General features: G+C 66.3%; 15 protein-coding genes and 3 rRNA genes. 9 read left to right on the forward strand and 9 right to left on the reverse strand.

The window, feature by feature from the left end:
• Positions 1 to 27: 27 nt before the first annotated feature.
• The 4 genes from lipA (at position 28) to FKO37_RS39215 (ending at position 4,073) form a co-directional block, all read left to right on the forward strand.
• Complete coding sequence (gene lipA / locus FKO37_RS39200; protein ID WP_238607717.1) at positions 28 to 1,029, forward strand: lipoyl synthase; 1,002 nt, start codon at positions 28 to 30, stop codon at positions 1,027 to 1,029.
• Positions 1,030 to 1,133: 104 nt separating this feature from the next.
• Entirely contained in the window at positions 1,134 to 1,811 is a 678-nt protein-coding gene (locus tag FKO37_RS39205; RefSeq protein WP_238607718.1) for a DedA family protein, read from the forward strand.
• A 57-nt stretch (positions 1,812 to 1,868) separates the two neighbouring features.
• Complete coding sequence (locus tag FKO37_RS39210) at positions 1,869 to 2,738, forward strand: patatin-like phospholipase family protein (RefSeq protein ID WP_238607719.1); 870 nt, start codon at positions 1,869 to 1,871, stop codon at positions 2,736 to 2,738.
• 132 nt (positions 2,739 to 2,870) lie between these two features.
• Positions 2,871 to 4,073: an Ig-like domain-containing protein gene (locus tag FKO37_RS39215; RefSeq protein ID WP_037820778.1), complete on the forward strand. Its 1,203-nt coding sequence runs from the start codon at positions 2,871 to 2,873 to the stop codon at positions 4,071 to 4,073.
• Positions 4,074 to 5,105: 1,032 nt separating this feature from the next.
• On the opposite strand, the gene rrf is transcribed toward FKO37_RS39215, so the two are convergent.
• The 7 genes from rrf to dnaE form a co-directional block, all read right to left on the reverse strand.
• Positions 5,106 to 5,222: ribosomal RNA gene (gene rrf, locus FKO37_RS39220) — 5S ribosomal RNA — on the reverse strand.
• 87 nt (positions 5,223 to 5,309) lie between these two features.
• Positions 5,310 to 8,429, reverse strand: a 23S ribosomal RNA gene (locus FKO37_RS39225).
• Positions 8,430 to 8,715: 286 nt separating this feature from the next.
• Positions 8,716 to 10,235: ribosomal RNA gene (locus tag FKO37_RS39230) — 16S ribosomal RNA — on the reverse strand.
• The 16S, 23S and 5S rRNA genes sit together here, the layout of an rRNA operon.
• 430 nt (positions 10,236 to 10,665) lie before the next feature.
• The gene (locus tag FKO37_RS39235) at positions 10,666 to 11,856 is read right to left on the reverse strand and encodes a low temperature requirement protein A (RefSeq protein WP_037820765.1); all 1,191 of its coding nucleotides are present in this window, start codon (positions 11,854 to 11,856) and stop codon (positions 10,666 to 10,668) included.
• 101 nt (positions 11,857 to 11,957) lie between these two features.
• Positions 11,958 to 12,767: a MerR family transcriptional regulator gene (locus FKO37_RS39240; protein WP_238607720.1), complete on the reverse strand. Its 810-nt coding sequence runs from the start codon at positions 12,765 to 12,767 to the stop codon at positions 11,958 to 11,960.
• Positions 12,768 to 13,264: 497 nt separating this feature from the next.
• The gene (locus FKO37_RS39245; protein WP_134670240.1) at positions 13,265 to 14,734 is read right to left on the reverse strand and encodes an MFS transporter; all 1,470 of its coding nucleotides are present in this window, start codon (positions 14,732 to 14,734) and stop codon (positions 13,265 to 13,267) included.
• Positions 14,734 to 18,324 (reverse strand): DNA polymerase III subunit alpha, encoded by a 3,591-nt coding sequence (dnaE, locus tag FKO37_RS39250; RefSeq protein WP_238607721.1) that lies wholly within the window; start codon positions 18,322 to 18,324, stop codon positions 14,734 to 14,736. The genes FKO37_RS39245 and dnaE overlap by 1 nt, the downstream gene beginning before the upstream one ends.
• A 392-nt stretch (positions 18,325 to 18,716) precedes the next feature.
• On the opposite strand from dnaE, the gene FKO37_RS39255 reads away from it, so the two are divergent.
• From FKO37_RS39255 to FKO37_RS39270, 4 genes are all read left to right on the forward strand, one after another.
• Entirely contained in the window at positions 18,717 to 19,394 is a 678-nt protein-coding gene (locus tag FKO37_RS39255) for a FadR/GntR family transcriptional regulator (protein ID WP_043835998.1), read from the forward strand.
• Complete coding sequence (locus FKO37_RS39260; RefSeq protein ID WP_238607722.1) at positions 19,391 to 20,827, forward strand: amino acid permease; 1,437 nt, start codon at positions 19,391 to 19,393, stop codon at positions 20,825 to 20,827. The genes FKO37_RS39255 and FKO37_RS39260 overlap by 4 nt, the downstream gene beginning before the upstream one ends.
• Positions 20,824 to 21,768 carry an asparaginase gene (locus FKO37_RS39265; protein WP_238607723.1) on the forward strand — a complete coding sequence of 315 codons (945 nt, stop codon included), beginning with the start codon at positions 20,824 to 20,826 and terminating at the stop codon, positions 21,766 to 21,768. Before FKO37_RS39260 ends, FKO37_RS39265 begins: the two co-directional genes overlap by 4 nt.
• Before the next feature lie 105 nt (positions 21,769 to 21,873).
• Positions 21,874 to 23,499 carry a CocE/NonD family hydrolase gene (locus tag FKO37_RS39270; RefSeq protein WP_238607724.1) on the forward strand — a complete coding sequence of 542 codons (1,626 nt, stop codon included), beginning with the start codon at positions 21,874 to 21,876 and terminating at the stop codon, positions 23,497 to 23,499.
• On the opposite strand, the gene FKO37_RS39275 is transcribed toward FKO37_RS39270, so the two are convergent.
• Both FKO37_RS39275 and FKO37_RS39280 read right to left on the reverse strand, forming a co-directional pair.
• Positions 23,489 to 24,250, reverse strand: a complete 762-nt coding sequence (locus FKO37_RS39275; protein WP_043835973.1) for a metallophosphoesterase — start codon at positions 24,248 to 24,250, stop codon at positions 23,489 to 23,491. The two genes, FKO37_RS39270 and FKO37_RS39275, sit on opposite strands and share 11 nt — an antisense overlap.
• Positions 24,251 to 24,254: 4 nt before the next feature.
• Positions 24,255 to 24,869 (reverse strand): GntR family transcriptional regulator, encoded by a 615-nt coding sequence (locus tag FKO37_RS39280; RefSeq protein WP_037820499.1) that lies wholly within the window; start codon positions 24,867 to 24,869, stop codon positions 24,255 to 24,257.
• A gap of 45 nt (positions 24,870 to 24,914) precedes the next feature.
• Between FKO37_RS39280 and FKO37_RS39285 the strand changes: the two genes are divergently transcribed.
• The gene (locus FKO37_RS39285) at positions 24,915 to 26,099 is read left to right on the forward strand and encodes an aminotransferase class V-fold PLP-dependent enzyme (RefSeq protein WP_238607725.1); all 1,185 of its coding nucleotides are present in this window, start codon (positions 24,915 to 24,917) and stop codon (positions 26,097 to 26,099) included.
• Positions 26,100 to 26,201: the final 102 nt, after the last annotated feature.

Below are 26,201 nucleotides of genomic sequence, written 5' to 3' on the forward strand. Positions count from 1 at the left end.
GGAAAACCTCGGCGTAGGGTGGGGATCGTGACTGCTGCACCGGAGGGGCGGAAGTTGTTGCGGCTTGAGGTGCGCAACAGCGAGACGCCGATCGAGAAGAAGCCGTCGTGGATCAAGACGCGGGTGCGGATGGGTCCGGAGTTCACCGAACTCAAGGGGCTCGTGCGCCGCGAAGGCCTCCACACCGTCTGCGAAGAGGCCGGTTGTCCCAACATCTACGAATGCTGGGAGGACCGGGAGGCCACGTTCCTGATCGGCGGGGACCAGTGCACCCGGCGCTGCGATTTCTGCCAGATCGACACGGGCAAGCCCGCTGCGCTGGACCGCACGGAGCCGCGGAAGGTCGCCGAGTCGGTGCAGGCCATGGGGCTGCGGTACTCGACCATCACCGGCGTGGCTCGCGACGATCTCGAGGACGGCGGTGCGTGGCTGTACGCGGAAACCGTCCGTCAGATCCACGCGCTGAACCCCGGCACCGGCGTCGAGCTGCTGATCCCGGACTTCAACGCCGAACCCGACCAGCTGGCCGAGGTGTTCGGGTCGCGTCCGGAGGTGCTGGCGCACAACGTGGAGACGGTGCCGCGGATCTTCAAGCGGATCCGCCCCGGCTTCCGCTACGCGCGGTCGTTGGACGTCATCACCCAGGCCCGCGCGGCCGGGCTCGTGACGAAGTCGAACCTCATCCTCGGCATGGGCGAAACCCCCGAAGAGGTCAGCGTCGCGTTGCAGGACCTCTTCGACGCGGGCTGCGAGATCATCACGATCACCCAGTACCTGCGCCCCTCGCCCCGGCACCACCCGGTCGACCGCTGGGTCAAGCCGGAAGAATTCGTGGAGCACGCCAAGACCGCCGAGGCGATCGGCTTCCCCGGCGTCATGGCCGGTCCCCTGGTCCGCTCGTCCTACCGCGCCGGACGGCTCTACGCCCAGACCAAGGCACACCGAGGCGAGGAACTCCCGGAGAACCTCGCCCACCTGACCGCCGAAGGACCCGCTGCGCAGGAAGCCAGCAGCCTGCTGTCCCGCTGAACCCTGTACCGACGAGGGGCCCCGGTTACGCACCGGGGCCCCTTATTCGTCTCCGCGTCCCCTGAACGTGGCACGCTATTCCCAAGAATCAGTAAAGTGATGGTGTGGCTTTAGTAACGGACATCCTCGACTGGTTGCAAGCACTCCCCCAACCGGGTCTCGTCGCGGCGGCAGGCGGGCTCGTGCTGGCCGAGTGCACGATCGGCCTCGGCTTCATCGCCCCGGGCGAATCGGGCCTGCTGATCGCGGCGACCACGGCGACGTCCGTGCCCCGCTTCCTGACGCTGTGGGCGGTCGTCACCGTCTGCGCGGCGCTGGGCGATTCGATCGGGTACGCCCTCGGCCGGAAGTTCGGGCCGCGGCTGCGGGAGACGAAGCTCATCCGCAAATACGGGCTGGACGCCTGGGACAAGGCCACCGGCGTCCTCGAACGCCGGGGCGCGTGGGCGGTGTTCTTCGCGCGGTTCCTGCCGGTGCTGCGCACCCTGACGCCGGCCGCTGCGGGAGCGTCGAACCTGCCGTTCCGCAAGTTCCTCCCGGCGACCGCCGCCGGCGCGTTCTGCTGGTCGCTTGCGCACATCAGCCTCGGCGCGGCGCTGGGCGAGGCGGCCAAGCAGGTCGAGAGCGCGATGAACACCGGGTTCCTCGTGGTGGCCGCGCTGGTGATCGGGGTGCTGGTGTTCTTCTTGCTGCGCATGAAGAAACGCAAGGCGCTGGGCATCACCGGTCCCGCCGCTTCGCCGGACGAGCAGCCGGAAGAGCCCGCCCGCACCGGCAATTGACCGAGGTCACTCGAAGTCACCCGCCCGGGAGCCGTCCGGCTGATTAGATTCGACCGTATGCAGGCACTTGACCTCCCGAAGCCGGTCGCGTTCGTCCTCGGCGGGGGCGGCAGCCTCGGCGCGCTGCAGGTGGGCATGCTGCAAGCCCTCGACGAAGCGGGCATCGCGCCGGATCTGGCGGTCGGCACGTCCGTCGGCTCGCTGAACGCCGCGGTGCTCGCGTTGGCCGGCGACGACCGGCTCCGGCGGCTCCGCGACATCTGGGCGCACATGACGAAGGCCGAGGCTTTCCCCGGCGGCGTGCTCAGCCAGGTCCGGACGCTCCGGCACAGCAAAACCCACCTGTTCCCGAACACCGGCCTCGCCAAGATCATCGACGACCACCTCGGCGCCGGCCGCCGGTTCGAGGATCTGGCGATGCCGCTGGGCGTCGTCACCACCGACGTCGACACCGCCGAACCGGTCCTGCTCACCTCCGGCCTGCTGCAAGCACCGCTCCTGGCGAGCTGCGCGATCCCCGGCATCTACCCGCCGGTGCCGTACGAGGACCGTCTCCTCTACGACGGCGGGTTGGTCGCCAACGTCCCGATGCGGCAGGCGTTGCGCATGGGCGCGAAGTCGCTGGTCGTTCTCGACTGCGCATTTCCCGGCAAAATGCCCGGCGCGCCCCGGACGTTCGCCGAGGTGATGATGTTCACCGCGATGATCAGCATGCGCAACCAGGCCGTGCTGGAAGCGCCGGTCGCCGCCCGGACGGTGCCGGTGGTCTACCTGCCGGGCCCGGCGCCGGTCCAGGTGAGCCCGCTGGACTTCTCGCGCACCGACGACCTGGCGTCGCAGGCCTACCACGCCGCGCGGGACCACCTGAACGAACTGACCGTCGACGGCCCCGGCTTGTACGGGGCGCCCGGATTGCTGCGCCCCTGATCCGCGCGACGCGGAATTCGCGAACGTGATCCGCGTCACCCTAATGCACCGATCCGCCGGTCGGGGCGTCTTTCCGATCGCGTAGTTTTGCAGTTGAACCTGCCGGTCCTGGACCCTCACAAAAGAGACATAATGTTCCCGAAGAAGACATTTTTTCCGCTCGCCGGAATTCTTGCGGCGACCGTGCTGCTTTCCGCCTGTTCCTCCGGGGACGGCGGCAGCAACGCTGGCACGCCCGGTGCGCCGGGCGGGTCGAGCCAGACCGCGACACCGGCTTCGGTGTCGATCGAACCGGCCAACGCGTCCGGGATCAGCCCGAGCACGCCGATCGTCGTGAAGGCGGCGAACGGGAAGCTCACGGACGTCACGGTCACGAGCTCCAAGGGCAAAGCCGTCGCGGGCGAGTTCTCTCCGGACAAGCTCAGCTGGACGACCACCGAGGTCCTCGGCTACGGCGGCACGTACCAGGTGAAGGCGCATGCCCAAGGCGCGGACGGGAAATCCGTCGAACAGCAGGGCCAGGTGACCACGCTGTCGCCGAAGAAGCAGGCGAACGCGAACCTGATCCCGGCCCCGAACGCGGTGAAGAGCTCGGGCGTCGGCGTGGGCCAGCCGATCGTGTTCAGCTTCGGCGTCCCGGTGAAGAACAAGGCCGCGGTGGAGAAGGCGCTCACGGTCGAGTCGTCGCCGAAGCAGGACGGCAGCTGGTATTGGATGGACGACAAGAACGTCCACTACCGGCCGAAGGAATACTGGAAGCCGGGCACCACGCTGACGGTGACCGCGAAGATTTACGGCGTCGATTTCGGAAATGGCGTGTACGGAGCGGACGATCGCACCGAATCGTACAAGGTGCACGATTCGTGGATCGCGAAAGCCGACGGCAACAGCGAACAGATGCAGATCTTCCACAACGGTTCGATGGTGAAGTCGATGCCGATCTCGATGGGCAAGGACGCGACCCCCACCCACCTCGGCCCGCACGTCATCTCGGACAAGCAGGCGAACTACACGATGGACTCCTGCACGTACGGCGTGTGCCCGCCGGACCCGAAGGCGTACCGCTCGAACGAGAAGTTCTCCGAACGCATCTCGAACGACGGAGAGTTCGTCCACGAGAACCCGAACAGCGTCGGGCAACAGGGCAGCTCCAACGTCTCGCACGGCTGCATCAACCTGAACGCCGCGAACGCGGAGTGGTTCTTCAACAACTTCGGCCTGGGAGACGTCGTAGAAGTCACCAACTCAGGCGGCCCGCAACTCCCGGTGTGGGACCTGTACGGCGACTGGTCCAAGTCCTGGACCGACTGGCAGAAGGGCTCGGCCCTGAAGTAGCCCCTCACGGCCCGGCTTGGGTTGGGCAAGGTTGAGGCTGGTTCGGCTGAACGGTTCGACTGAGAAGGGTGCCGGAGCTTCTTGCTCCGGCACCCTTTTTGCTGCCCTGGGGTTGGAGGGGTTACCGGGGCTGGGCTGGGCTGCGTTGCTGCGAGGTAGTGATCGGGACCGGGCTGCGTTGCCGCGGAGCAGTGATCGGGACCGAGCCGTGTCGCCGCGGAGCAGTTAGCGGCACCGAGTCGCGTTGCCGCGGAGCACTGATCGGGACCGGGCCGCGTTGCCGCGGAGTAGTGAGCAGCTCCGGGCCTTGTCGCCCCAGAACAGTTAGCCGCACCGAACCGCGTCGCCGCAGAGTAGTGAGCGGCACCGAGTCGCGTTGCCGCGGAGCAGTTAGCGGCACTGGGCTGTGTCGCTGCCGAGCAGTGACCGACACCGGGCCATGCCGCTGCGGAGCGGCTATCGGCACCGGGCCGCAGTGCCGTCAGATCGGCTGCGGAGACGAAGCCCGGCCCACCGTTGCCGGTCTTGCTGCCTCGATCTCATCGCCTAGTGCCGCCCATTGCTCCCTGGCGCGGACGCCTTCCCTCGCAGCGCCGCTTTGCCGGCGGTGCTGGACGTTTCTCTGCGTGTCGCATCGCTTCCCCGCCGCCGGTGCTGGGAGCCGCCACCTCCGTGGTGAGCGCACAAGGCAGGCGAAGCTCGCCCAGGACTAGTTGCTCCGTTGTCTGCCCTGCTGGCTGGATCTTGTTGCCTCGTGCCGCCACTGCCTGCACTGCTGAATGGGGCCAACCAGTTGCTCGCTTCCGCGGGATGCGTTTCCCTCTCACGCTCCTGGGGTCTTGAAGCCCAGTCCTGCGCACGCCGCGGCGCGATCCAGTTGCAGCTTTCGGGAGGCTCCGAAGAAATAGCTTGGGCATGACGAAGGCCCGAACTCGTTGCCGGGTTCGGGCCTTGTTCTGGTCCGGATACGAGTCTGGGCCCCGGGAGAACCACCAGGGGTTCTCGGACCGGGGCCCAGACCTATCAGGTTAAGTTCGGCGGTGTCCTACTCTCCCACAACCCTTCGGTTGCAGTACCATCGGCGCAGTCAGGCTTAGCTTCCGGGTTCGGAATGGGACCGGGCGTTTCCCTGACGCTAAAACCACCGAAACACTCCGAAACAACACACACCCACCACCTTTGATGGTGGGGCCGGTGTGGTGTTTCAGAACCGTAGAGTGGATGCGAGCGATCTTTGTGGGCAAGTCCTCGGCCTATTAGTACCAGTCAACTCGACAACACATTACTGTGCTTCCATTTCTGGCCTATCAACCCAATCGTCTCTTGGGGGCCTTAACCCACAAAGGGGTGGGATACCTCATCTTGGAACAGGCTTCCCGCTTAGATGCCTTCAGCGGTTATCCCTTCCGAACATAGCCAACCAGCCATGCCACTGGCGTGACAACTGGCACACCAGAGGTCCGTCCGTCCCGGTCCTCTCGTACTAGGGACAGCCTTCCTCAAGTATCCTGCGCGCGCGGCGGATAGGGACCGAACTGTCTCACGACGTTCTAAACCCAGCTCGCGTGCCGCTTTAATGGGCGAACAGCCCAACCCTTGGGACCTACTCCGGCCCCAGGATGCGACGAGCCGACATCGAGGTGCCAAACCATGCCGTCGATATGGACTCTTGGGCAAGATCAGCCTGTTATCCCCGGGGTACCTTTTATCCGTTGAGCGACACCCCTTCCACCAGGAGGTGCCGGATCACTAGTCCCGACTTTCGTCCCTGCTCGACATGTCTGTCTCACAGTCAAGCTCCCTTGTGCACTTGCACTCGACACCTGATTGCCAACCAGGCTGAGGGAACCTTTGGGCGCCTCCGTTACCCTTTAGGAGGCAACCGCCCCAGTTAAACTACCCATCAGGCACTGTCCCTGAACCAGATCATGGTCCGAGGTTCAGATTCCCAATCCGACCAGAGTGGTATTTCAACAACGACTCCACACCCACTAGCGTGAGCGCTTCACAGTCTCCCACCTATCCTACACAAGCCGAACCGAAAACCAATACCAAACTATAGTAAAGGTCCCGGGGTCTTTCCGTCCTGCCGCGCGTAACGAGCATCTTTACTCGTAATGCAATTTCGCCGGGCCTGTGGTCGAGACAGCCGGAAAGTCGTTACGCCATTCGTGCAGGTCGGAACTTACCCGACAAGGAATTTCGCTACCTTAGGATGGTTATAGTTACCACCGCCGTTTACTGGCGCTTAAATTCTCAGCTTCACCCACAAAGTGGGTTAACCGGTCCTCTTAACGTTCCAGCACCGGGCAGGCGTCAGTCCATATACATCGTCTTGCGACTTCGCATGGACCTGTGTTTTTAGTAAACAGTCGCTTTCCGCTGGTCTCTGCGGCCAACCACCCCTCCGTCCGCAAGGGACTTCAAGATGCTTGGCCCCCCTTCTCCCGAAGTTACGGGGGCATTTTGCCGAGTTCCTTAACCACAGTTCACCCGATCGCCTTGGTATTCTCTACCTGACCACCTGTGTTGGTTTGGGGTACGGGCCGTGCATGCACTCACTAGAGGCTTTTCTCGACAGCATAGGATCACCCACTTCGCCTCAAACGGCTACGCATCACGTCTCAGCCTATATGCCATGCGGATTTGCCTACATGACGGCCTACACGCTTACACCAGGACAACCATCGCCTGGCGGAGCTACCTTCCTGCGTCACCCCATCGCTTGACTACTACGGAATCAGGTCCCACGCTCCACACACGGAATCCGTCCGAAGACTTCAACCGCGGCTTCGGGTGGTTAGTGTCAACCGCCTCGCCATGGGCGCACATGCTCGGGTACGGGAATATCAACCCGTTGTCCATCGACTACGCCTGTCGGCCTCGCCTTAGGTCCCGACTTACCCTGGGCGGATTAGCCTGGCCCAGGAACCCTTGGTCATCCGGCGGCAGAGTTTCTCACTCTGCATTCGCTACTCATGCCTGCATTCTCACTCCCGCACCCTCCACGACTCGCTTCCGCGGCCGCTTCCCTGGATGCAGGACGCTCCCCTACCCATCCACACCACTGCACAAGAACCCGAAAGCTCTTGCGGATGTATTGTGTGAATGACACAGCTTCGGCGGTGTGCTTAAGCCCCGCTACATTGTCGGCGCAGGACCACTTGACCAGTGAGCTATTACGCACTCTTTCAAGGGTGGCTGCTTCTAAGCCAACCTCCTGGTTGTCTGGGCAATCCCACATCCTTTCCCACTGAGCACACACTTAGGGGCCTTAGCTGGTGTTCTGGGCTGTTTCCCTCTCGACGACGAAGCTTATCCCCCGCCGTCTCACTGCCGCGCTCTCACTAACCGGTATTCGGAGTTTGGTTGATTTCGGTAACCCGGTAAGGCCCCTAGACCATCCAGTAGCTCTACCCCCGGCAAGAAACACGCGACGCTGCACCTAAATGCATTTCGGGGAGAACCAGCTATCACGGAGTTTGATTGGCCTTTCACCCCTACCCACAGCTCATCCCCTCAGTTTTCAACCTAAGTGGGTTCGGGCCTCCACGACGTCTTACCGTCGCTTCACCCTGGCCATGGGTAGATCACTCCGCTTCGGGTCTAGACCACGCGACTCAATCGCCCTATTCAGACTCGCTTTCGCTACGGCTACCCCACCCGGGTTAACCTCGCCACGCAGCACTAACTCGCAGGCTCATTCTTCAAAAGGCACGCCATCACGCCGAAACGCTCTGACGGCTTGTAGGCACACGGTTTCAGGTACTCTTTCACTCCCCTCCCGGGGTACTTTTCATCTTTCCCTCACGGTACTCGTCCGCTATCGGTCTTCAGGAAGTATTTAGGCTTACCGGGTGGTCCCGGCAGATTCACAGCAAATTCCACGAGCTCGCTGCTACTCGGGAACACCAGACAAACACACGCAACATGTTTTCGCGTACGGGACTCTCACCCACTCCGGTCCGCCATCCCAAGCGGTTCCACTAACACGCGCGCACATTCCGAGGACTGTCAGATCCTCGACGCTGGGTCCCACAACACCGCCTGCACAACGCCTGACAGCTTGACATGCAAACGGTTTAGCCTCTTCCGCTTTCGCTCGCCACTACTCACGGAATCACTTTTGTTTTCTCTTCCTGCGGGTACTGAGATGTTTCACTTCCCCGCGTTCCCTCCGCGCCGGCTATATATTCACCGGCGGGTAACACCACATCACTGGTGCTGGGTTTCCCCATTCGGAAATCCTCGGATCACAGCTCGGTTGACAGCTCCCCGAGGCATATCGCAGCCTCCCACGTCCTTCATCGGCTCCTGAAGCCAAGACATCCACCATGTGCCCTTAACAACTTGACCACAAAGATGCTCGCATCCACTCTACAGTTCTCAAACACCACACCAGAAACAACGTGTGTTGCCTCAGGACCCAACAGCGTGCTGAGTGAACAAGAACCCGCCCGGATCCGCGGCCGCCGTTCCACGCGAAGCCGAAGCCCCGCAGTACTAAGTCGGCGGCATCACCACCGCGAGAACCCATAACCAGTAGTTCCACAATTCCTTGAGCAACCAGAACAGACCTGCATTCGAGGCCTAAGCTCCGGCCACTCCCAGCACGATGACTGGGATGTGTTGTGCTCCTTAGAAAGGAGGTGATCCAGCCGCACCTTCCGGTACGGCTACCTTGTTACGACTTCGTCCCAATCGCCAGTCCCACCTTCGACCACTCCCTCCCTTGCGGGTTGGGCCATGGGCTTCGGGTGTTACCGACTTTCATGACGTGACGGGCGGTGTGTACAAGGCCCGGGAACGTATTCACCGCAGCGTTGCTGATCTGCGATTACTAGCGACTCCGACTTCACGCAGTCGAGTTGCAGACTGCGATCCGAACTGAGACCGGCTTTAAGGGATTCGCTCCACCTCGCGGTATCGCAGCCCTCTGTACCAGCCATTGTAGCATGTGTGAAGCCCTGGACATAAGGGGCATGATGACTTGACGTCATCCCCACCTTCCTCCGAGTTGACCCCGGCAGTCTCCCACGAGTCCCCGCCATGACGCGCTGGCAACGTAGGATAAGGGTTGCGCTCGTTGCGGGACTTAACCCAACATCTCACGACACGAGCTGACGACAGCCATGCACCACCTGTACACCAACCACAAGGGAAGCCCCATCTCTGGGGATGTCTGGCGCATGTCAAGCCCAGGTAAGGTTCTTCGCGTTGCATCGAATTAATCCACATGCTCCGCCGCTTGTGCGGGCCCCCGTCAATTCCTTTGAGTTTTAGCCTTGCGGCCGTACTCCCCAGGCGGGGCGCTTAATGCGTTAGCTACGGCACGGACAACGTGGAATGTCGCCCACACCTAGCGCCCAACGTTTACAGCGTGGACTACCAGGGTATCTAATCCTGTTCGCTCCCCACGCTTTCGCTCCTCAGCGTCAGTATCGGCCCAGAGACCCGCCTTCGCCACCGGTGTTCCTCCTGATATCTGCGCATTTCACCGCTACACCAGGAATTCCAGTCTCCCCTGCCGAACTCAAGTCTGCCCGTATCGACTGCACGCTGAAGGTTAAGCCTCCAGATTTCACAGCCGACGCGACAAACCGCCTACGAGCTCTTTACGCCCAATAATTCCGGACAACGCTCGCACCCTACGTATTACCGCGGCTGCTGGCACGTAGTTAGCCGGTGCTTCTTATCCAGGTACCGTCACTTGCGCTTCGTCCCTGGCGAAAGAGGTTTACAACCCGAAGGCCGTCATCCCTCACGCGGCGTCGCTGCATCAGGCTTGCGCCCATTGTGCAATATTCCCCACTGCTGCCTCCCGTAGGAGTCTGGGCCGTGTCTCAGTCCCAGTGTGGCCGGTCACCCTCTCAGGCCGGCTACCCGTCGTCGCCTTGGTAGGCCATTACCCCACCAACAAGCTGATAGGCCGCGGGTTCATCCCATACCGCCGGAACTTTCCACCCCCGAAGATGCCTCCGAGAGTCGTATCCGGTATTAGACCCAGTTTCCCAGGCTTATCCCAGAGTACAGGGCAGATTACCCACGTGTTACTCACCCGTTCGCCACTCATCCCCGGCCGAAACCGGTTCAGCGTTCGACTTGCATGTGTTAAGCACGCCGCCAGCGTTCGTCCTGAGCCAGGATCAAACTCTCCAACAATGAACAGTTCGATCGAGACTACTTCTCAATCATTTCTCAAAGGAAACCCCGACGAGGGGTTTCATATATAAGCTCTACTGGCTTAGTTCACTAGCACACTGTTGAGTTCTCAAGCAACACACCCCGAACCAGCCCCGGAATCAACCAGGCCAAGCTCGATGCGTTATTTCAAGCTTTTGTTTTTCCGGAGTCCAACTCTACACCCTGGGAAGCTCGAGGCTTCGCCGGGGGCTGGTTCAGCTCCGGAGGTTTGGGACCACCCACTCTACCACTACTGTGGGAGCTTGGTTCGTGTTCCCGGTGGCCGCCCGGTCTCCCTGGCGACGAAGAGAACATTACACGCCCCGAAACAGCCCTCGAACAGGGGGGTCCCTTTTTTCGCGCCAAGCCGCTGACCTGCGTCGATCCGGCGGTCGCGGCCGGAAGCCGGTCAGCCGGGCTCGCGCTCGCCGTGCGTCGCGATCACCGTGACGCCGACGAGGATCGCCGCGAGGGCCGCCGTCACGTGGATCGGCGCCGGGCCGAACGACGCGGCGAGCACGAGCACCGCGGCCGCCGGGAAGCCGATCGCGATCGGGCGGCATTCGTTCGTCGGGCCGATGTGCAGCAGCCACACGCTCAGCAGGAAGACCGCGACCGGGATCGTCACGGCCAGCGCCGTCACGATGCCGCTGACGTGCACCTGCCCGCTGTCGAATCCGACCGCCAGTTCCAGTCCGGCGCCGACCGCCGCGGCCGAACCGAAAATCAGGTAGTGGCCGTACCCCCAGCTCAACGCGGTCCACCGCGAGTTGCCGCGTTCGAGGCGGGCGTGCCCCGGCTGGTCGAAATACAGCCACCACATCGAGAACACCAGGACCAGGCCGGCGACGGCCAGCGACACCAGCTCGCCGGTGTGCTCCCCCTCCGCGATCCCCTCCTTCACCGCGTTGGTGGCGCTGAGCACGGTTTCGCCGAGCACGATCAGCGTGAAAAGCCCGTACCGCTCGGCGATGTGATGCGAGTGCCACGGCGTGGTCGTCCGCGCCTCCGCCACCGCGGGCACCGCGAGTTCTAGGACCAGCACCACGAAGAAGCCGACGAACCCCGCGGTGCCGGGCAATGCCAGCCGGGCGATCCACAGGATCTGGCAGAACGTGATGCCTGCCGCGTAGAAGTACGCGGTCGTGCGGATTTCCGGTGACTGCCGTGCCGCGCGAAGCCACTGCGTGACCGCGGCCAACCGCATCAGGACGTACCCGATGACCACGATCGTGAAGTCGCCCTCGAAGGCTTTGTCCACGCCGGCCGCGACGGTGAGGCCGCCGCCGATCTGGACGAGAGTGGCCAGCCGATAGGGCACGTCGTCGGTGTCGAACGCCGACGCGAACCAGCTGAAGTTCAGCCAGCCCCACCAGATCGCGAAGAACACCATCCCGAAGCTGAGCACCCCGTGCCCGACGTGCCCCTCGGTAAGCGCGTGGTGCAGCTGCGCGGCAGCCTGGCCGACGGCGACCACGAAACACAGGTCGAACAGCAGCTCCAGCGGCGTCGACGCGCGGTGCCCCTCGCTGGTGTCGCGTGGTCGCATCGGCCGGTACCACACCCGGATCCGGTTGCCCGGCACTGACTCGTGGGCCATGTGCGCTCCCCTTTCCGCAGAACGCGGCCATCCCAACATGATCGACGGCGCGGCGCGAGCGCGACATCCCGAGCAGCCGGAACCGGGTGAAACCGGACGCCTCAGCGCAGCCGGACCGCCAGTTCGAAGACCGGATCGTCGAGGGCGGCCTGTCCGGGATCGCACAGGAAGATCTGCCGCGGCTTCCAGTCGGCCCGCACGTCCCGGTCGGTCAGCCAGCGGTGCAGCGATTCGGCCCCGAGCGCGGTGTTCATGTTCGCCTTCGGCACGGTGACGTACGCCTCGCGGCCCGCGTCGTCGCTGCTGAGCGTCATGTCCGGGAAGGCGAGGTCCCCGCCGTCGGGGTCGATCGGACAGCAGAATTCGACCAGGCCGTCGCTGTCATCGCTGATTTCCCCGTGGTAGCGCAGGAAAGGCCTTCCGGCATCACCGGACGGACGCGGGACCGCCGGGCCGCCGAAGAACGCGAACAGCGGGGCGGCGAATGCGCCGATCCGGTCGGCGGTCAGGTGCTCGGAGGCGACGAGCAGCGTGCGGGCGGGCATTTCGCGAACGGACACGTCGTACATCGGGGTTTCCTTCCCGGCCAGTCGGTCGAGGAAGAACCCGGCGAGTTCCCGCTTGGCGCGCCACTCCCGCTCCTGCTCGTCCCAGTACGCGCGGACCTCGGCCGCCGCCGCTTCCGGCGGCAGATCGAGGACGGTCCGGATCCGCGGCAGCGGCATCCCGATCCGGCGCAGCTGGACGACGCGGCGCGCCCGCTCGAGCTGGTCCGGCGAGTACCAGCGGTAGCCGGTGTCCGGGTCGACGCGGGCCGGCGGCAGCAGGTTCATCTCGTCGTACAGCCGCAGCGCTTTGGGCGAAAGACGGGCCAGGCGTGCGAACGCACCGATGGTCAGCAGGTCCGGCATGGGTTCTCCCTCGTTCGGAACACCCTGAGCGTGGGGCCGGCCCCGAGGGGAAGGTCAAGCGCGCGGCGGCCCCGGCGTTGCGGAGCCTCGCGGAACCGGGGGAAGGCCGGGGAGGAAGAAAGGCGGGCGGGCCCGGTTCCCCCTCGCCCGGGCCCGCCCCGTTGCCTTCGCACGCACTCGGCCTGCCACTCCGGGCAGTGTCCCGGCGATTCGCCGTACGGTCCCCCGCGGACGCCGACGAATTTCGTACCGGGATGCGACTCCGGGTGTCCATTCCCCGGAACTTCGGACTCCCGGGCCGTCCGGCCGATCGACCCATCCCCGGTCGATCGAGCGAATTGCCACTGTCGGTAGCCAAAGTGCCGTTCTGAAGGCTCCATAAGGTCTACTCGGTTGCTCTGAGTAGCACTAGGGGCGAAGGTCACCTGTCACCCGGATGGAGTATCACCTGGTGGCGGTAAGTAGCTCACCGAATAGGCAGGATCAGCGTTGCGTGGTCACGTTCGGTGAATATTCGCCGCAGACTGCGCCGCTTGCTGGTCCTCCGTCAGGATGGCACGCCGCCGGCGGGCGCGGAGTTCCAGGGTCGCGAAAGCCAGCGCGACCAGGGTGAGCCCGCCCGCGCAGCACATCGCCGCGGTGAGCGCGGTCTGGTGCCCGGCGGTCGCGACCACCGATTCGAACACCGACGCCAGCACGGCCGTGCCGATCGCGGTGCCGATCCGCTGGCCGGTTTGCAGCGCTCCCCCGGCGACTCCGGCCAGCCGGTTCGGCACGCATTCGAGGGTGAGCGTCGTGTTCGGCGAGATCACCATCCCGCCGCCGATCCCGCCGATCAGCAACGGTCCGGCCACCGCGAATCCCGCGGCCGACGGCGGCACCAGCTGCACGACCAATCCCACCGAAAGCAGCGAGAGCGCGACGATGCTCAGGCCCATGACGGTCAGCTTCCGGCCGAACCGGGCCACGAGCCGTCCGGCGACGGCCGCCGTCACGGCCGAGCTCAGCGCGAACGGCGTGACAGCCAGCCCCGACTGCAGCGGCGTGTAGCCGAGGCCCTGCTGGAAGAAGAGCGCGAACACCAGCCAGATCCCGGCGAACCCGCAGAAGTACAGCGCGCCGACCGCCGCGCCGCTCGCGTAGCCCGGAGTGCCGGTGAAGAGCCGGATGTCCAGCAACGGCGGCCGGTTCTTGCGCACGACGCGCCGTTCCCACCACACGAAGGCCACGCCGAAGACGATCGCCACCCCGAACAGCCACCAGAACCGGCCGAACCCGCCCCGTTCGGATTGCACGAGCGGCAGCAGCACCCCGAGCACCGCGACGGCCAGCAGCACGATCCCGGCGTAGTCGATTTCCGTGCGCAGCCGGAGTTTTCGCCGGTCTGTGCGCGGCAGCAGCTTCATCGCGAGCCCGAACGCGATCGCGCCGATCGGCACGTTCACGTAGAACACCCACCGCCAGCCGTCCGGGTCGCCGAACAGCGCGAGGATCACGCCGCCGAGCACCGGCCCGACCGCGGTGGAGATGCCGACGACCGCGCCGAACATGCCGAACGCCCGCCCGCGCTCCGCGCCGTGGAACAGATCCTGGATCAGCCCGCTGTTCTGCGGCGTCAGCATGCCCGCGGCGCAGCCCTGGGCCAGCCTGGCGGCGACGAGGGTCGCCGGGTCCGGAGCCGCGCCGGCGAGCGCGCTCGTCGCGACGAACGCGGCCAGCGCGATGAGGAACATCCGGCGGCGGCCCAGCGCGTCACCGAGCCTGCCGCCGGTGACCAGGACCAGGCCGAAGGCGAGCGCGTAGCCCGAGACCACCCACTGGATGGTGCCCGCGCCGGTGTTCAGGTCGCGCTGGATCGAGGGCAGAGCCGTGTTGACGATGCTGACGTCCAGCAGCGTCATGAACCCGGCGGCGAGGGTGACCGCGAGCGCCCGCCAGCGGCGGGGATCCGGCTCCGCCCCGGTCATCAGGTGTTGGCGGTGATCCCAGGGATGCCCTTGAGCTCACCGATGAGCATCGAACTGACCTTCACCGGGTAATCGTAAAGCGCGAAGACCGTCTGGTTCTTGCCGACGAGCTTGAGGTGCACCGGCGTATCGCCCTTGTGCGCCAGCAGGGTCGACTTCAGCTCGCTGACCACGGCCTGGTCGATCTTCTCGGCGGCGGCCAGCAGCACCAGCGGCGGTTCCTCGTCGCCGTTGCCGATCTCGGACAGGTCCAGCGGCACGAGCCCGCCGCCGAACACCGACATCTTGTCCTCGCGCCAGTTGACCCGGCCCTTCACCAGCACCGCGTTGTCCTCGACCAGGTCCGCGGCGAACATCGAGTACGCCTTGGCGAAGAACAGCACCTCGAGCGCGGCGTCCATGTCCTCGACGGTGCAGATCGCCCAGGGCTCGCCCTTCTTGTTGACCCGGCGTTCGAGTGAGGTGAGCAGGCCGGAGATGACGACCTCGCCCTCCTTCGGCGGGTCGGCGAGCAGCGCGGCGATCGGCTTCGGCGCGTGTTTGCGCAGGATGCGCTCGGCCCCGTCGAGCGGGTGCGCCGACACGTACAGGCCCAGCATCTCGCGTTCATAGGCGAGGAGCTGCTTGCGCGGGTACTCCTCCTCGCCGAACTTGAGGTGCGCGAGCGGCGAGGACGACGGCGCTGCCTCGGCCGCGTCTCCGTCGTCGGCCCCGAACGAGCCGAAGAGGTCGAACTGGCCCATCGCTTCCTGGCGTTTGAGCGGGACGACGGCTTCCACCGCGTCCTCGTGCACCTGGATCATCGACAGCCGCGTGTGCCCCATCGAATCGAACGCGCCCGCCTTGATCAGCGACTCGATCACCCGCTTGTTGCAGGCCACCAGCTCCGACTTGTCCAGGAACTCGGTGAACGACGAGTACTTGCCCTTCTCCTCGCGCGTCTTGATGATCGACTCCACCACGTTCGCGCCCACGTTGCGCACCGCGCCCAGACCGAACCGGATGTCGTTCCCGACGGCCGCGAACCGCAGCGCCGACTCGTTCACGTCCGGCGGCAGCACCTTGATCCCCAGCCGGCGGCACTCCGACAGATAGATCGCCGACTTGTCCTTGTTGTCACCGACCGACGTGAGCAGCGCGGCCATGTACTCCGCGGTGTAGTTCGACTTGAGGTAGGCGGTCCAGTACGCGATCAGGCCGTACGCGGCGGCGTGCGACTTGTTGAACGCGTACCCGGCGAACGGGAGGATCGTGTCCCACAGCGCCTTGACCGCTTCCGGCGAGAAGCCGCCCTCGACCAGCGGGCTGGACTTCATGCCCTCTTCGAAGCCCTCGTACTCCTTCTCGAGGACTTCCTTCTTCTTCTTGCCCATCGCGCGGCGGAGCGTGTCCGCTCGGCCCATCGTGTAGCCCGCGACCTTCTGGGCGATCTGCATGATCTGCTCTTGGTAGACGATCAGGCCGTAGGTCTCGGACAGGATCTCCCGCAGCGGTTCCTCCAGCTGCGGGTGGATCGGCTTGATCTGCTGCCGGTTGTTCTTGCGGTCGGCGTAGTCGTTGTGCGCGTTCATGCCCATCGGGCCGGGCCGGTACAGCGCGAGCACCGCGATAATGTCCTCGAACCCGGTCGGCTGCATGCGCCGCAGCAGGTCGCGCATCGCGCCGCCGTCGAGCTGGAACACGCCGAGCGTGTCGCCCCGGCCGAGGAGCTTGTACGCCTCGGGGTCGTCGAAGCCGAGCCGGTCGAGGTCGATCTCCTCGCCGCGGTTGGCCTTGATGTTCTCCAGCGCGTCGCCGATGACGGTGAGGTTGCGCAGGCCGAGGAAGTCCATCTTCAGCAGGCCGATGGCCTCGCAGGAGGGATAGTCCCAGCCGGTGATGATCGACCCGTCGTCGCGCTGCCACACCGGGATCGCGTCGGTGAGCGGCTCGCTCGACATGATGACCGCGCAGGCGTGCACGCCCGCGTTGCGGATCAGGCCCTCGAGGCCGCGGGCGGTGTCGAAGATCGTCTTGCACTCTTCGTCGGTCTCGACCAGCGTGCGGACCTCGGCGGCCTCGGCGTAGCGCTCGTGCTTCGAGTCGACGATGCCCGACAGCGGGATGTCCTTCGCCATGATCGGCGGCGGCAGCGCCTTCGAAATCCGGTCCGCGATCGAGTAGCCCGGCTGGCCGAAGTGCACGCGGGCGGAGTCCTTGATCGCCGCCTTGGTCTTAATCGTGCCGAAGGTGATCACCTGCGCGACCCGGTCCGAGCCGTACTTGTCGGTGGCGTACCGGATCATCTCGCCGCGGCGGCGGTCGTCGAAGTCGATGTCGATATCGGGCATCGACATGCGCTCCGGGTTCAGGAACCGCTCGAACAGCAGCTTCTGCGGGATCGGGTCGAGGTTCGTGATGCCGAGCGCGTACGCGACGAGCGCGCCCGCGGCGGACCCTCGGCCGGGGCCGACCAGGATGCCGACCTCCCGCGCGTGCTGGATGAGGTCGGCGGTGATGAGGAAGTAGGACGGGAAGCCCTTGCCCTCGATGACGCCGAGTTCGTAGTCGCAGCGTTCCTCGTAGCCGTCCGGGATGCCTTCGGGGAACCGCCACTTGAGGCCCTCGGCCACCTGGTGGCGCAGCCAGGAGGCGTCGGTGTGTCCTTCGGGGACGTCGAAGACCGGCATCCGGTCCTTGTGCGTGTACACGTCCTCGTACGACTCGACCCGCTCCGCGATCAGCAGCGTGTTGTCCGCCGCGCCGGGGACTTCCTTGTCCCAGTACTCGCGCATCTCCTCCGCGGACTTCAGGAAATAACCGTCCCCGTCGAACTTGAACCGCGTCGGATCGTTCAGCGTCTTGCCCGCCTGCACGCACAGCAACGCCGAGTGCGTGTCCGCCTGGTCCTTCGTCACGTAATGCGAATCGTTGGTCGCCAGCGGCGGCAGGTCCAGCAGCTTCCCGATCTCCAGCAAACCCTCCCGCACCGACCGCTCGATCGGCAGCCCGTGGTCCATCAACTCCAGGAAGAAATTCCCCGCCCCGAAAATGTCCTTGTAATCCGAGGCCGCCTGGATCGCCGCCTCCCGCTGCCCCAGCCGCAACCGCGTCTGCACCTCGCCCGACGGACACCCCGTCGTCGCGATGATCCCGGACGCGTTCTCCGCGATCAACTCCCGATCCATCCGCGGCTTGCGGTAATACCCCTGAATCGACGCCAGCGACGACAGCTTGAACAGATTCCGCAACCCCGTCGCGTTCCCCGCCACCATCGTCATGTGCGTATACGCACCGCCACCCGAGACGTCGCCGCCCTCGCCGAACTCGTCCGACCCCCGCTGCGACGCCTGCCCCCAGAACACCGGCTTCTTGTGAAACCGCGACTCCGGCGCGATGTACGCCTCGATCCCGATGATCGGCTTGATCCCGTGCTTCTTCGACGTCTGATAAAACTCGTCCCCGCCGTACATGTTCCCGTGATCGGTCATCCCGACCGCCGGCATGTTCAGCCGGGCCGCCTCCGCGAACAAGGGACCGATCTTCGCCGCACCGTCCAGCATGGAGTACTCGGTGTGGACGTGCAGGTGGACGAAAGAATCGTTCGACACCAGCGAAAACCTCCCCTAGGCAGACGGCTTCCCGGCTCCGGTCGACGCGGCGGGCCCGGGCTGTCCACCCTAGTCCGCCGCGGTCTGAGCGCTCCGTCTGGATCCTCTCTCTTCCGTAGGCCGGGCGCGGCTCCGACGCGCCGGGCGCGTTCGGCGTGGTGATCGCCGGTGCGCCCCTCAGTACCCGGACACGGTCGCACCCGGCACCGACAAAAACCGGTGCCTCGGACAGCCGGGCCGCCCAGAGTCACCCGGGAGCGTGAACCAGCCCACAACCGCCGAGCAAGGGGCCATGGCTCCGCTTGACAGCGGCCGGGCCGGAACCGACGATCCGTCGCGTGAACCTGTCTGACAGCCGGGCAGCCGGACCGCTCCCCCGGCGCGTCAGCGCGATGGAGGCCGTCCTCGGCCATCTGCGGCAGGCGATCGAACACGGCGAGTACGCGATCGGCGACCAACTGCCGTCGGAGGCCGCGCTGAGCAGGGAGTTCGAGGTCAGCCGCTCGGTCGTGCGCGAGGCGCTGCGCGGGCTGCAGGCGCTCGGGCTGACCGTGTCGCGCACCGGCCGAGGCACGTTCGTCACCGCGAGCGGCCCGCCGGAGAACCCTACGTTCGGCGACTACTCGGCCCGCGACCTGGTCGAAGTGCGCAGGCACGTCGAGGTCCCGGTGGCCGCGTACGCCGCGCGCCGCCGCGATGCCGACCAGCTCGCCCGGCTCGCCGATCTGGTCGACCGGATGGACGCCGAGACCGCGGACGCCGCCTGGGTGGCGCTCGACTCACAGTTTCACGTCACGATCGCACGGGCATCTGGCAATCCGGTGTTCGCGAAGGTGATCGAGGAGATCCGCGACGCACTGGCCCGCCAGTCGGCGTTCCTGAACCAGCTCGGCGGACGGCGCACCCAGTCGAACGTCGAGCACCGGCGCATCGTCACGGCGATCGCCGAAGGCGAGGAAGACGCGGCGGCGGCCGCGATGACCGAGCATCTCGATCACGTCGAGAAGACCCTGACCACGATCGTCCGACCGGCGCGCGCCGGCGAAGCAGAAACAGGTACCACCGCGTGAGTGAAGAAACCCTGCCCGCCACTGCCGAGGCGGGTCCCGCCGACGCGGGCGACGCCGGATACAACAAGGCGCTGAAATCCCGGCACATCAACATGATCGCCATCGGCGGCGCGATCGGCACCGGCCTGTTCCTCGGCGCGGGCGGACGGCTCGCACAGGCCGGTCCGGCGCTCGCGATCGTGTACGCGGTGTGCGGGCTCTTCGCGTTCTTCGTGGTGCGCTCGCTCGGCGAACTGATCCTGCACCGTCCGTCGTCCGGCGCGTTCGTGTCCTACGCGCGCGAGTTCATGGGCGAGAAGGGCGCGTACGTCGCGGGCTGGATGCACTTCCTGAACTGGTCGACGACCGGCATCGCGGACATCACCGCCATCGCGCTGTACGCGCACTTCTGGTCGTTCTTCACGCCGATCCCGCAGTGGGTGCTCGCGCTGATCGCGCTGGCGGTCGTGCTGTCGCTGAACCTCGTGTCGGTGAAGCTGTTCGGCGAGATGGAATTCTGGTTCTCGATCGTCAAGGTCGCCGCGCTGGTGCTGTTCCTGATCGTCGGCATCGTCCTGCTGGTGACGCAGCATCCGATCGACGGCCACATCCCCGGCCCACAGCTGATCTCCGACCACGGCGGCGTGTTCCCGGCGGGCATCGTGCCGATGATCCTGATCGTGCAGGGCGTCGTGTTCGCCTACGCCTCGTGCGAGCTGGTCGGCGTCGCGGCGGGCGAAACGGAGAACCCGAAGAAGATCGTGCCCAAGGCGATCAACTCGATCATGTGGCGGATCGCGCTGTTCTACGTCGGCTCGGTCGTGCTGCTGGCGATGCTGCTGCCGTGGGACGCCTACTCGGCAGACCAGAGCCCGTTCGTCACCGTGCTGGCGAAACTGGGCGTGCCCGGCGCGGACAGCATCATGAACCTGGTCGTGCTGACCGCCGCGCTGTCGAGCCTCAACTCCGGCCTGTACTCGACCGGGCGGATCCTGCGCTCGATGTCGCTGGCCGGGTCCGCGCCGAAGTTCACCGGCGTGATGAACCGCAACCAGGTGCCCTACGGCGGGATCCTGCTGACGTCGTCGGTGTGCGTGGTCGGCGTCGGGCTGAACTACGTGGTGCCGAAGGACGCGTTCGAGATCGTGCTGAACTTCGCCGCCGTCGGCATCCTCGGCACCTGGGCGATCATCGTGCTCAGCCACCTGCTGTTCGTGCGGAAGGCCAAGCGCGGCGAGGTGACCCGGCCGCACTTCCGGCTGCCGTTCTCGCCCTACACCGAAATCGCGACGCTCGCCTTCCTCGCCGCGGTCGTCGTGCTGATGGGCTTCGACAAGACCGGCCGGATCACCCTCATGGCGCTGCCGATGATCGTCGTCGCGCTCGTCGCCGGCTGGTTCGTCGTGCGCAAGCGGATCGACATGAGCGCGTTCGACAAGGCAGAGGCGTCGTGATCCCGCAGGAACGCGAACCGCGGCACGTCCCGCTGGTCCACCTTCTGCGCGATGGCATGGTCGAGGGCGTCCACCACGGTTCCGTCGTCGTGTTCTCTCCCGACGGTTCGACGCTGTTCGAGGCAGGCGACCCGGACGTCGCGATGTACCCGCGCTCGACCGCGAAGCCGTTGCAGGCCGCCGCGATGGCCCGGCTCGGACTGCGCCTCGATCCGTCCGGTTTCGCGATCGCCGCGGCCAGCCACTCCGGCGAACCGCGGCATCTCCAAGCAGCCGCCGCCGTGCTGAAAAGCCGCGGCTTCACCGCAACCGATCTGGGCAACCCCGCTGACCTGCCCTACGACCCGGTCGAGCGGGACGCCTGGATCGCTGCTGGACGGCAGCCGTCGCGACTCGCGCACAACTGCTCCGGCAAGCACGCCGCGATGCTGGCCGTCTGCCAAGAGCAGCGGTGGGACGTCGACGGTTACCTCGATCCGGCACACCCGTTGCAGCGTGCGACCCGGGAAACCGTCGAGGAACTGACCGGGCAAACCGTGCCGCGCGTAGCCACGGACGGCTGCGGTGCGCCACTGTTCGCGCTCTCTCTGCGAGGTTTGGCGAAGGCTGCTTCGCGGATCGCGACCGCGCCAGAGGGTTCGCCGGAATCGTTGGTGGCCAACGGGATCCGGCAACATCCGGATCTGGTGGCCGGGAGCCGACGCGACGTCACCCGGCTGATGCGGGCCGTGCCGGGACTGATCGCGAAGGACGGTTTCGAGGCCGTGCAGCTCGCCGCGTTGCCGGACGGAACCGCAGTGGCGCTGAAGATCGCGGACGGCGGCGACCGAGCCCGTCCCGCGGTACTCGCGGCGGCGTTGGCACGAGCAGGCGTCGATCCGGAACTGCTCGCCCCGTTCCGCAACCCCGCTCTCCAGGTGACGGACGCACTCGCCGCCTAGGTACGTGAGGGGAACCCGCACAGCCGCTGATTCCCCCAGGGTTCCCCTCACGGACCGCCTTCTCCGCAGGAGCGGAACGGTAGCGACTCGCGTACGTTCGATTACGTGCTGAACCGAATCGTCGACCGACTGCTCGGTCTCCCCGCCGCCGAGGGTCCGGCTCCGACCGCAGCCAAGGGCCTCCGCGTCCCGATGCACGACGGCGTGCACCTCCTAGCCGACCGCTACACCCCGGCGGGCCTGACGAACGGCCCCGTAGTCCTGATCCGCACCCCCTACGGCCGCACCGGCCCCCTCGCCAAACTCTTCGGCGAAACCTTCGCGCGCCACGGCCTGCAAACCGTCCTGCAAAGCACCCGCGGCACCTTCGGCTCCGAAGGCGAATTCCGCCCGTTCCACCTCGAACGCGAGGACGGGATCGCCACCGTCGAATGGCTGCGCGCACAGCCCTGGTGCGACGGGCGGATCGCGATGGCGGGCGCGAGCTACCTCGGGCACACGCAATGGGCAGTCGGCCCGTATCTCGACCCGCCGCTGGAAGCCATGTGCCTCGGGATCACCGCGTCGGAATTCGTCAGCACGTTCTATCCGGGCGGGGTGCTCGCGGCGGACAACATGGTGTCCTGGTCGGCGATGATCGGGAAGCAGGAGGAGCGGTTCGCCGCGCTGCCGAACCCGTTGCAGACGCGGCGCACGCGCAGTGCGATGGCGTACCTGCCGATCGCGGGCGCGGACGTGGCGGCGATCGGCAAGCCGGTGCAATTCCTCCAGGACGTCACCGAGCACGCCGACCCGGACGACGATTTCTGGCAGATGTCCGACCACAGCGCCGAAGTCGCGAAACTCGACGTGCCGGTCAGCATGGTCACCGGCTGGTACGACCTGTTCATCCGCGCGCAGATGCGGGACTTCCGCACGCTGCAGGACGCCGGACGGTCGCCGCGGATCACCGTCGGCCCGTGGTCGCACGGCGAACCGGCCAGCTTCCGCGTGCTGATCCAGGACCAGCTCGGCTTCCTGCGCGCGCACCTCGCCGACGACCGCACCCAGTTGCAGCGCTCCCCCGTGCGGATCTTCCTGCAGAAGGCGTCGACCTGGCTCGACTTCGACCACTGGCCGCCGGCTTCCGAGCCCACCCACGCACACCTGCGCCCGGTCGGCGGTCTCGGCGAAACGGTGCCCGGCGAGGCCCTGCCCACGCCCTTCACCTACGACCCGGCGGACCCGACGCCGGCCGTCGGCGGGCCGTTGCTGATGGGAAAGTCCAAGCAGCGCGACAATTCCGAGATCGAGGCGCGCGACGACGTGCTGGTGTTCACCGGCGAACCACTGGTGCACGACGTCGACGTGATCGGCGACGTGTCCGCCACGGTGTTCGTGCGGACCGAATTGGCCGACGCCGACGTGTACGTGCGGCTGTGCGACGTCGATCCCAGCGGCATCTCGCGCAACGTCACCGACGGGATCCTGCGGCTGCGTCCCGGCCTGCCGGAAGCCGACGCCGACGGAGTGGTGCGGGCCGAGGTGGAGCTCGACCCGACCGCGTACCGCTTCCGCCGAGGGCACCGCTTGCGGGTTCAGGTCGCGGGCGGCGCGTTCCCCCGGTTCGCGCGCAATCACGGTACGGGAGAACGGGTTTCGTCCGCGGTGCACGGCACGCCGAACCGGTTCGAGGTGTTCCACGACGAGACCCGGCCCTCGCGGGTCACGCTGCCGGTCTTTACTCGGTGACCGCGCGCTGATGCGTCGTCAGCCTGCCGTCGTCGTGCAGCACGTGCAGCAGCAGCGACGGCGGGCTGTCGAAGTCCAGCGGCCCGCCTTCGTCCCAGCCGCGGCCCGCGCCGGGTTCCACCGGCAGCAGTGAACCGGACACCACGCCCGGCGCGATCCGCACCGGCACGCCCGCGAACTCTGTTGCAGCGCCGGTGTGCACGTGCCCGCACAACAGCGCCACGACGCCGGGGTGCCGCTTCAGCACGGCAGCGAGACGGTCTTCGCCGGTCTGGCGGATCGCGTCCACCAGCGGCACCCCGACGTCGAGCGGCGGGTGGTGGAACGCGACGAACGACGGACCGTCGTGCCCGGCGAGCGTGTCGTCCAGCCAGGCGAGCGTCTCGTCGGCGAGGTAGCCCGCGCCCTTGCCCGGGATCGTCGAATCGCACGACACGAGCAGGACATCGGCCACCTTGGTCGCGGAGTTCACCGGTGCGTCGCCAGCCGGCTCTCCCAACAGCGCTTCGCGAAACTGCGCGCGGACGTCGTGGTTGCCAGGGCAGACCACCACCGGCACCGGAAGGTCCAGCAGTGCGGCCGCGCGACGGTATTCCTCGGGCAGGCCGTGATCGGCGATGTCGCCGGTGGCGAACACAGCGTCGACCGGCGCTTCGAGGTTTCGCAGGTACCGCGTCACTGCGGCGGCCCGTGCGTCGGCGCGCTCGCTGCCGTCGAGGTGGATGTCGGAAAGATGCGCGAAAACCCGCACCGGATCAGCTCCCTTGCAAGTACGTCAACGCTTTCACCCAGTTCCGGACCAGCAGCGCGGACGCGCCGGGCAAATCGTTCGCCCGCAAGGCCGCCGCGATCTCGCGGTGTTCGGCCACGCTCTCCGCCACTCGGTCCCGCCCGCCGAAGTATGCCGTCTCGTAGCGTTTGAGCAACGGCTTTGTCTGCTCGATCAAGCGCAGCAGATGGGGGTTGCCGCAGCGGGACGTGAGCAGCGCGTGCCACCGGTCGTCGGCCGCCGGGAGATCGCAGGAATCGGCTATCTCGTCGGAAATCCGGTCGAGCGCGTCCGGCAGCGAGGCGAGTTCCAGCGGCGACGTCCAGCGCAGCGCGAGCGCTTCCAGTTCGGCGATCAGCGGGTACAGCCGGCGCGCTTCCTGCGGATCGAGTGGCGCGACGAGGAATCCGCGCCCCGGAGCGGCGACGAGCAGCCCGCGGTCGGCCAGTCCGATCAGCGCCTCGCGCAACGGCGTGCGGGAGACGCCCAGCTCGTTCGCCAGGTGGACCTCGTTGATCCGGGTCTCGGCGGGGAACCGTCCGTCGAGGACGCGCGCGGTGATCTCCTCGATGAGTTCACCGCGCAGGAGTCTCTTGCCCATGCGGCGAGTATTGCACACAGTTCACTCGTACTGTATTCAGTTCATATGGCCAGCTCTTTCGATGTCGCCCGCGCACGGTCCGAAACCCCAGGGTGCGTCGGAGTCACGCACTTCAACAACGCCGGCTCCGCGCTCCCGCCCGCACGCGTCACCGACACCGTGATCGACTACCTGCGCACCGAATCCCTGCTCGGCGGCTACGAAGCGGTCGAACAGGCCAAGGACCGCATCGACGGCGTATACGCCTCGATCGCGCGGTTGCTCAACGCCGCTCCGGACGACATCGCGCTCAGCGACAACGCCACCCGCTCGTGGCAGGCGATCTTCTACGCGCTGCCGTTCGGACCGGGCGACCGGATCCTCACCGCGAGCGCCGAATACGCCAGCAACGCCATCGCCTACCTCCAGATCGCGCGCCGCACCGGAGCGACCGTCGAGGTCGTGGGCGACGACGAAACCGGCCAGCTCGACGTCGCCGACCTGCGCCGCCGGATCGACTCCGACGTCAAGCTCATCGCGGTGACCCACGTGCCCACCCAGGGCGGCCTGGTGAACCCCGCCGAGGAAATCGGCGCCGTCGCGCGCGAGGCGGGCATCCCGTTCCTGCTCGACGCGTGCCAGTCGGCCGGACAGCTGGACCTGGACGTCGAACGCATCGGCTGCGACGCCCTGACCACCACCGGCCGCAAGTACCTGCGCGGGCCGCGCGGCACCGGATTCCTGTACGTGCACCCGCGGCTGCGCGACCGTCTCGAACCGGCGATGCTCGACCTGCACTCGGCCAAGTGGACCTCCCCCACCGAGTACGTCGTCGACCCGACCGCCAAACGATTTGAGGTATGGGAACGCGATTACGCCGCGGTACTCGGCCTCGGCGCGGCTGTGGACTACGCGCTGGAATGGGGCCTGCCCGCGATCGAAGAACGTGTCACCGCCCTGGCCGCGACCCTCCGCTCCCGCCTGGCCGAACTGGACCGGGTCACCGTGCACGACGCGGGCGCGCGCAAATGCGGCCTCGTGACCTTCAGCGTCGACGGACTGCCCGCGGACGAGATCAAGGACCGGCTGAACGCGGCGAAAATCAACACGAGCGTGGCGCGCCCGCCGTCGGCGCAGTACGACTTCACCGCCCGCCACTTGCCGGATCTGGTGCGCGCGTCGGTGCACTACTACAACACCGACGAGGAGATCGACCGGCTGATCGGAGAGGTCGCCGCACTCACGCGGTGAGATCACCCGGTTGGCGCAGTATCCAGCGCCGCCGAAGCCGCCTCTTGTCTCGCGTACACCCGCGGAGTGCGCTGCGGCCGGGCCTGTCGAGGGGGCAGGCCC

Source organism: Amycolatopsis sp. Poz14, from assembly GCF_006704225.1.
In the GTDB taxonomy this organism is placed as follows: Bacteria; Actinomycetota; Actinomycetes; order Mycobacteriales; family Pseudonocardiaceae; genus Amycolatopsis; species Amycolatopsis nivea.

Excerpts from the sequence above, each read along its gene's own strand:
- FKO37_RS39245 (WP_134670240.1), bottom strand. The coding sequence starts at position 14,734 with ATGACCGGGGCGGAGCCGGATCCCCGCCGCTGGCGGGCGCTCGCGGTC.
- FKO37_RS39210 (WP_238607719.1), top strand. The coding sequence starts at position 1,869 with ATGCAGGCACTTGACCTCCCGAAGCCGGTCGCGTTCGTCCTCGGCGGG.
- FKO37_RS39285 (WP_238607725.1), top strand. The coding sequence starts at position 24,915 with ATGGCCAGCTCTTTCGATGTCGCCCGCGCACGGTCCGAAACCCCAGGG.
- FKO37_RS39280 (WP_037820499.1), bottom strand. The coding sequence starts at position 24,869 with ATGGGCAAGAGACTCCTGCGCGGTGAACTCATCGAGGAGATCACCGCG.
- FKO37_RS39240 (WP_238607720.1), bottom strand. The coding sequence starts at position 12,767 with ATGCCGGACCTGCTGACCATCGGTGCGTTCGCACGCCTGGCCCGTCTT.
- FKO37_RS39235 (WP_037820765.1), bottom strand. The coding sequence starts at position 11,856 with ATGGCCCACGAGTCAGTGCCGGGCAACCGGATCCGGGTGTGGTACCGG.
- FKO37_RS39255 (WP_043835998.1), top strand. The coding sequence starts at position 18,717 with ATGGAGGCCGTCCTCGGCCATCTGCGGCAGGCGATCGAACACGGCGAG.
- FKO37_RS39215 (WP_037820778.1), top strand. The coding sequence starts at position 2,871 with ATGTTCCCGAAGAAGACATTTTTTCCGCTCGCCGGAATTCTTGCGGCG.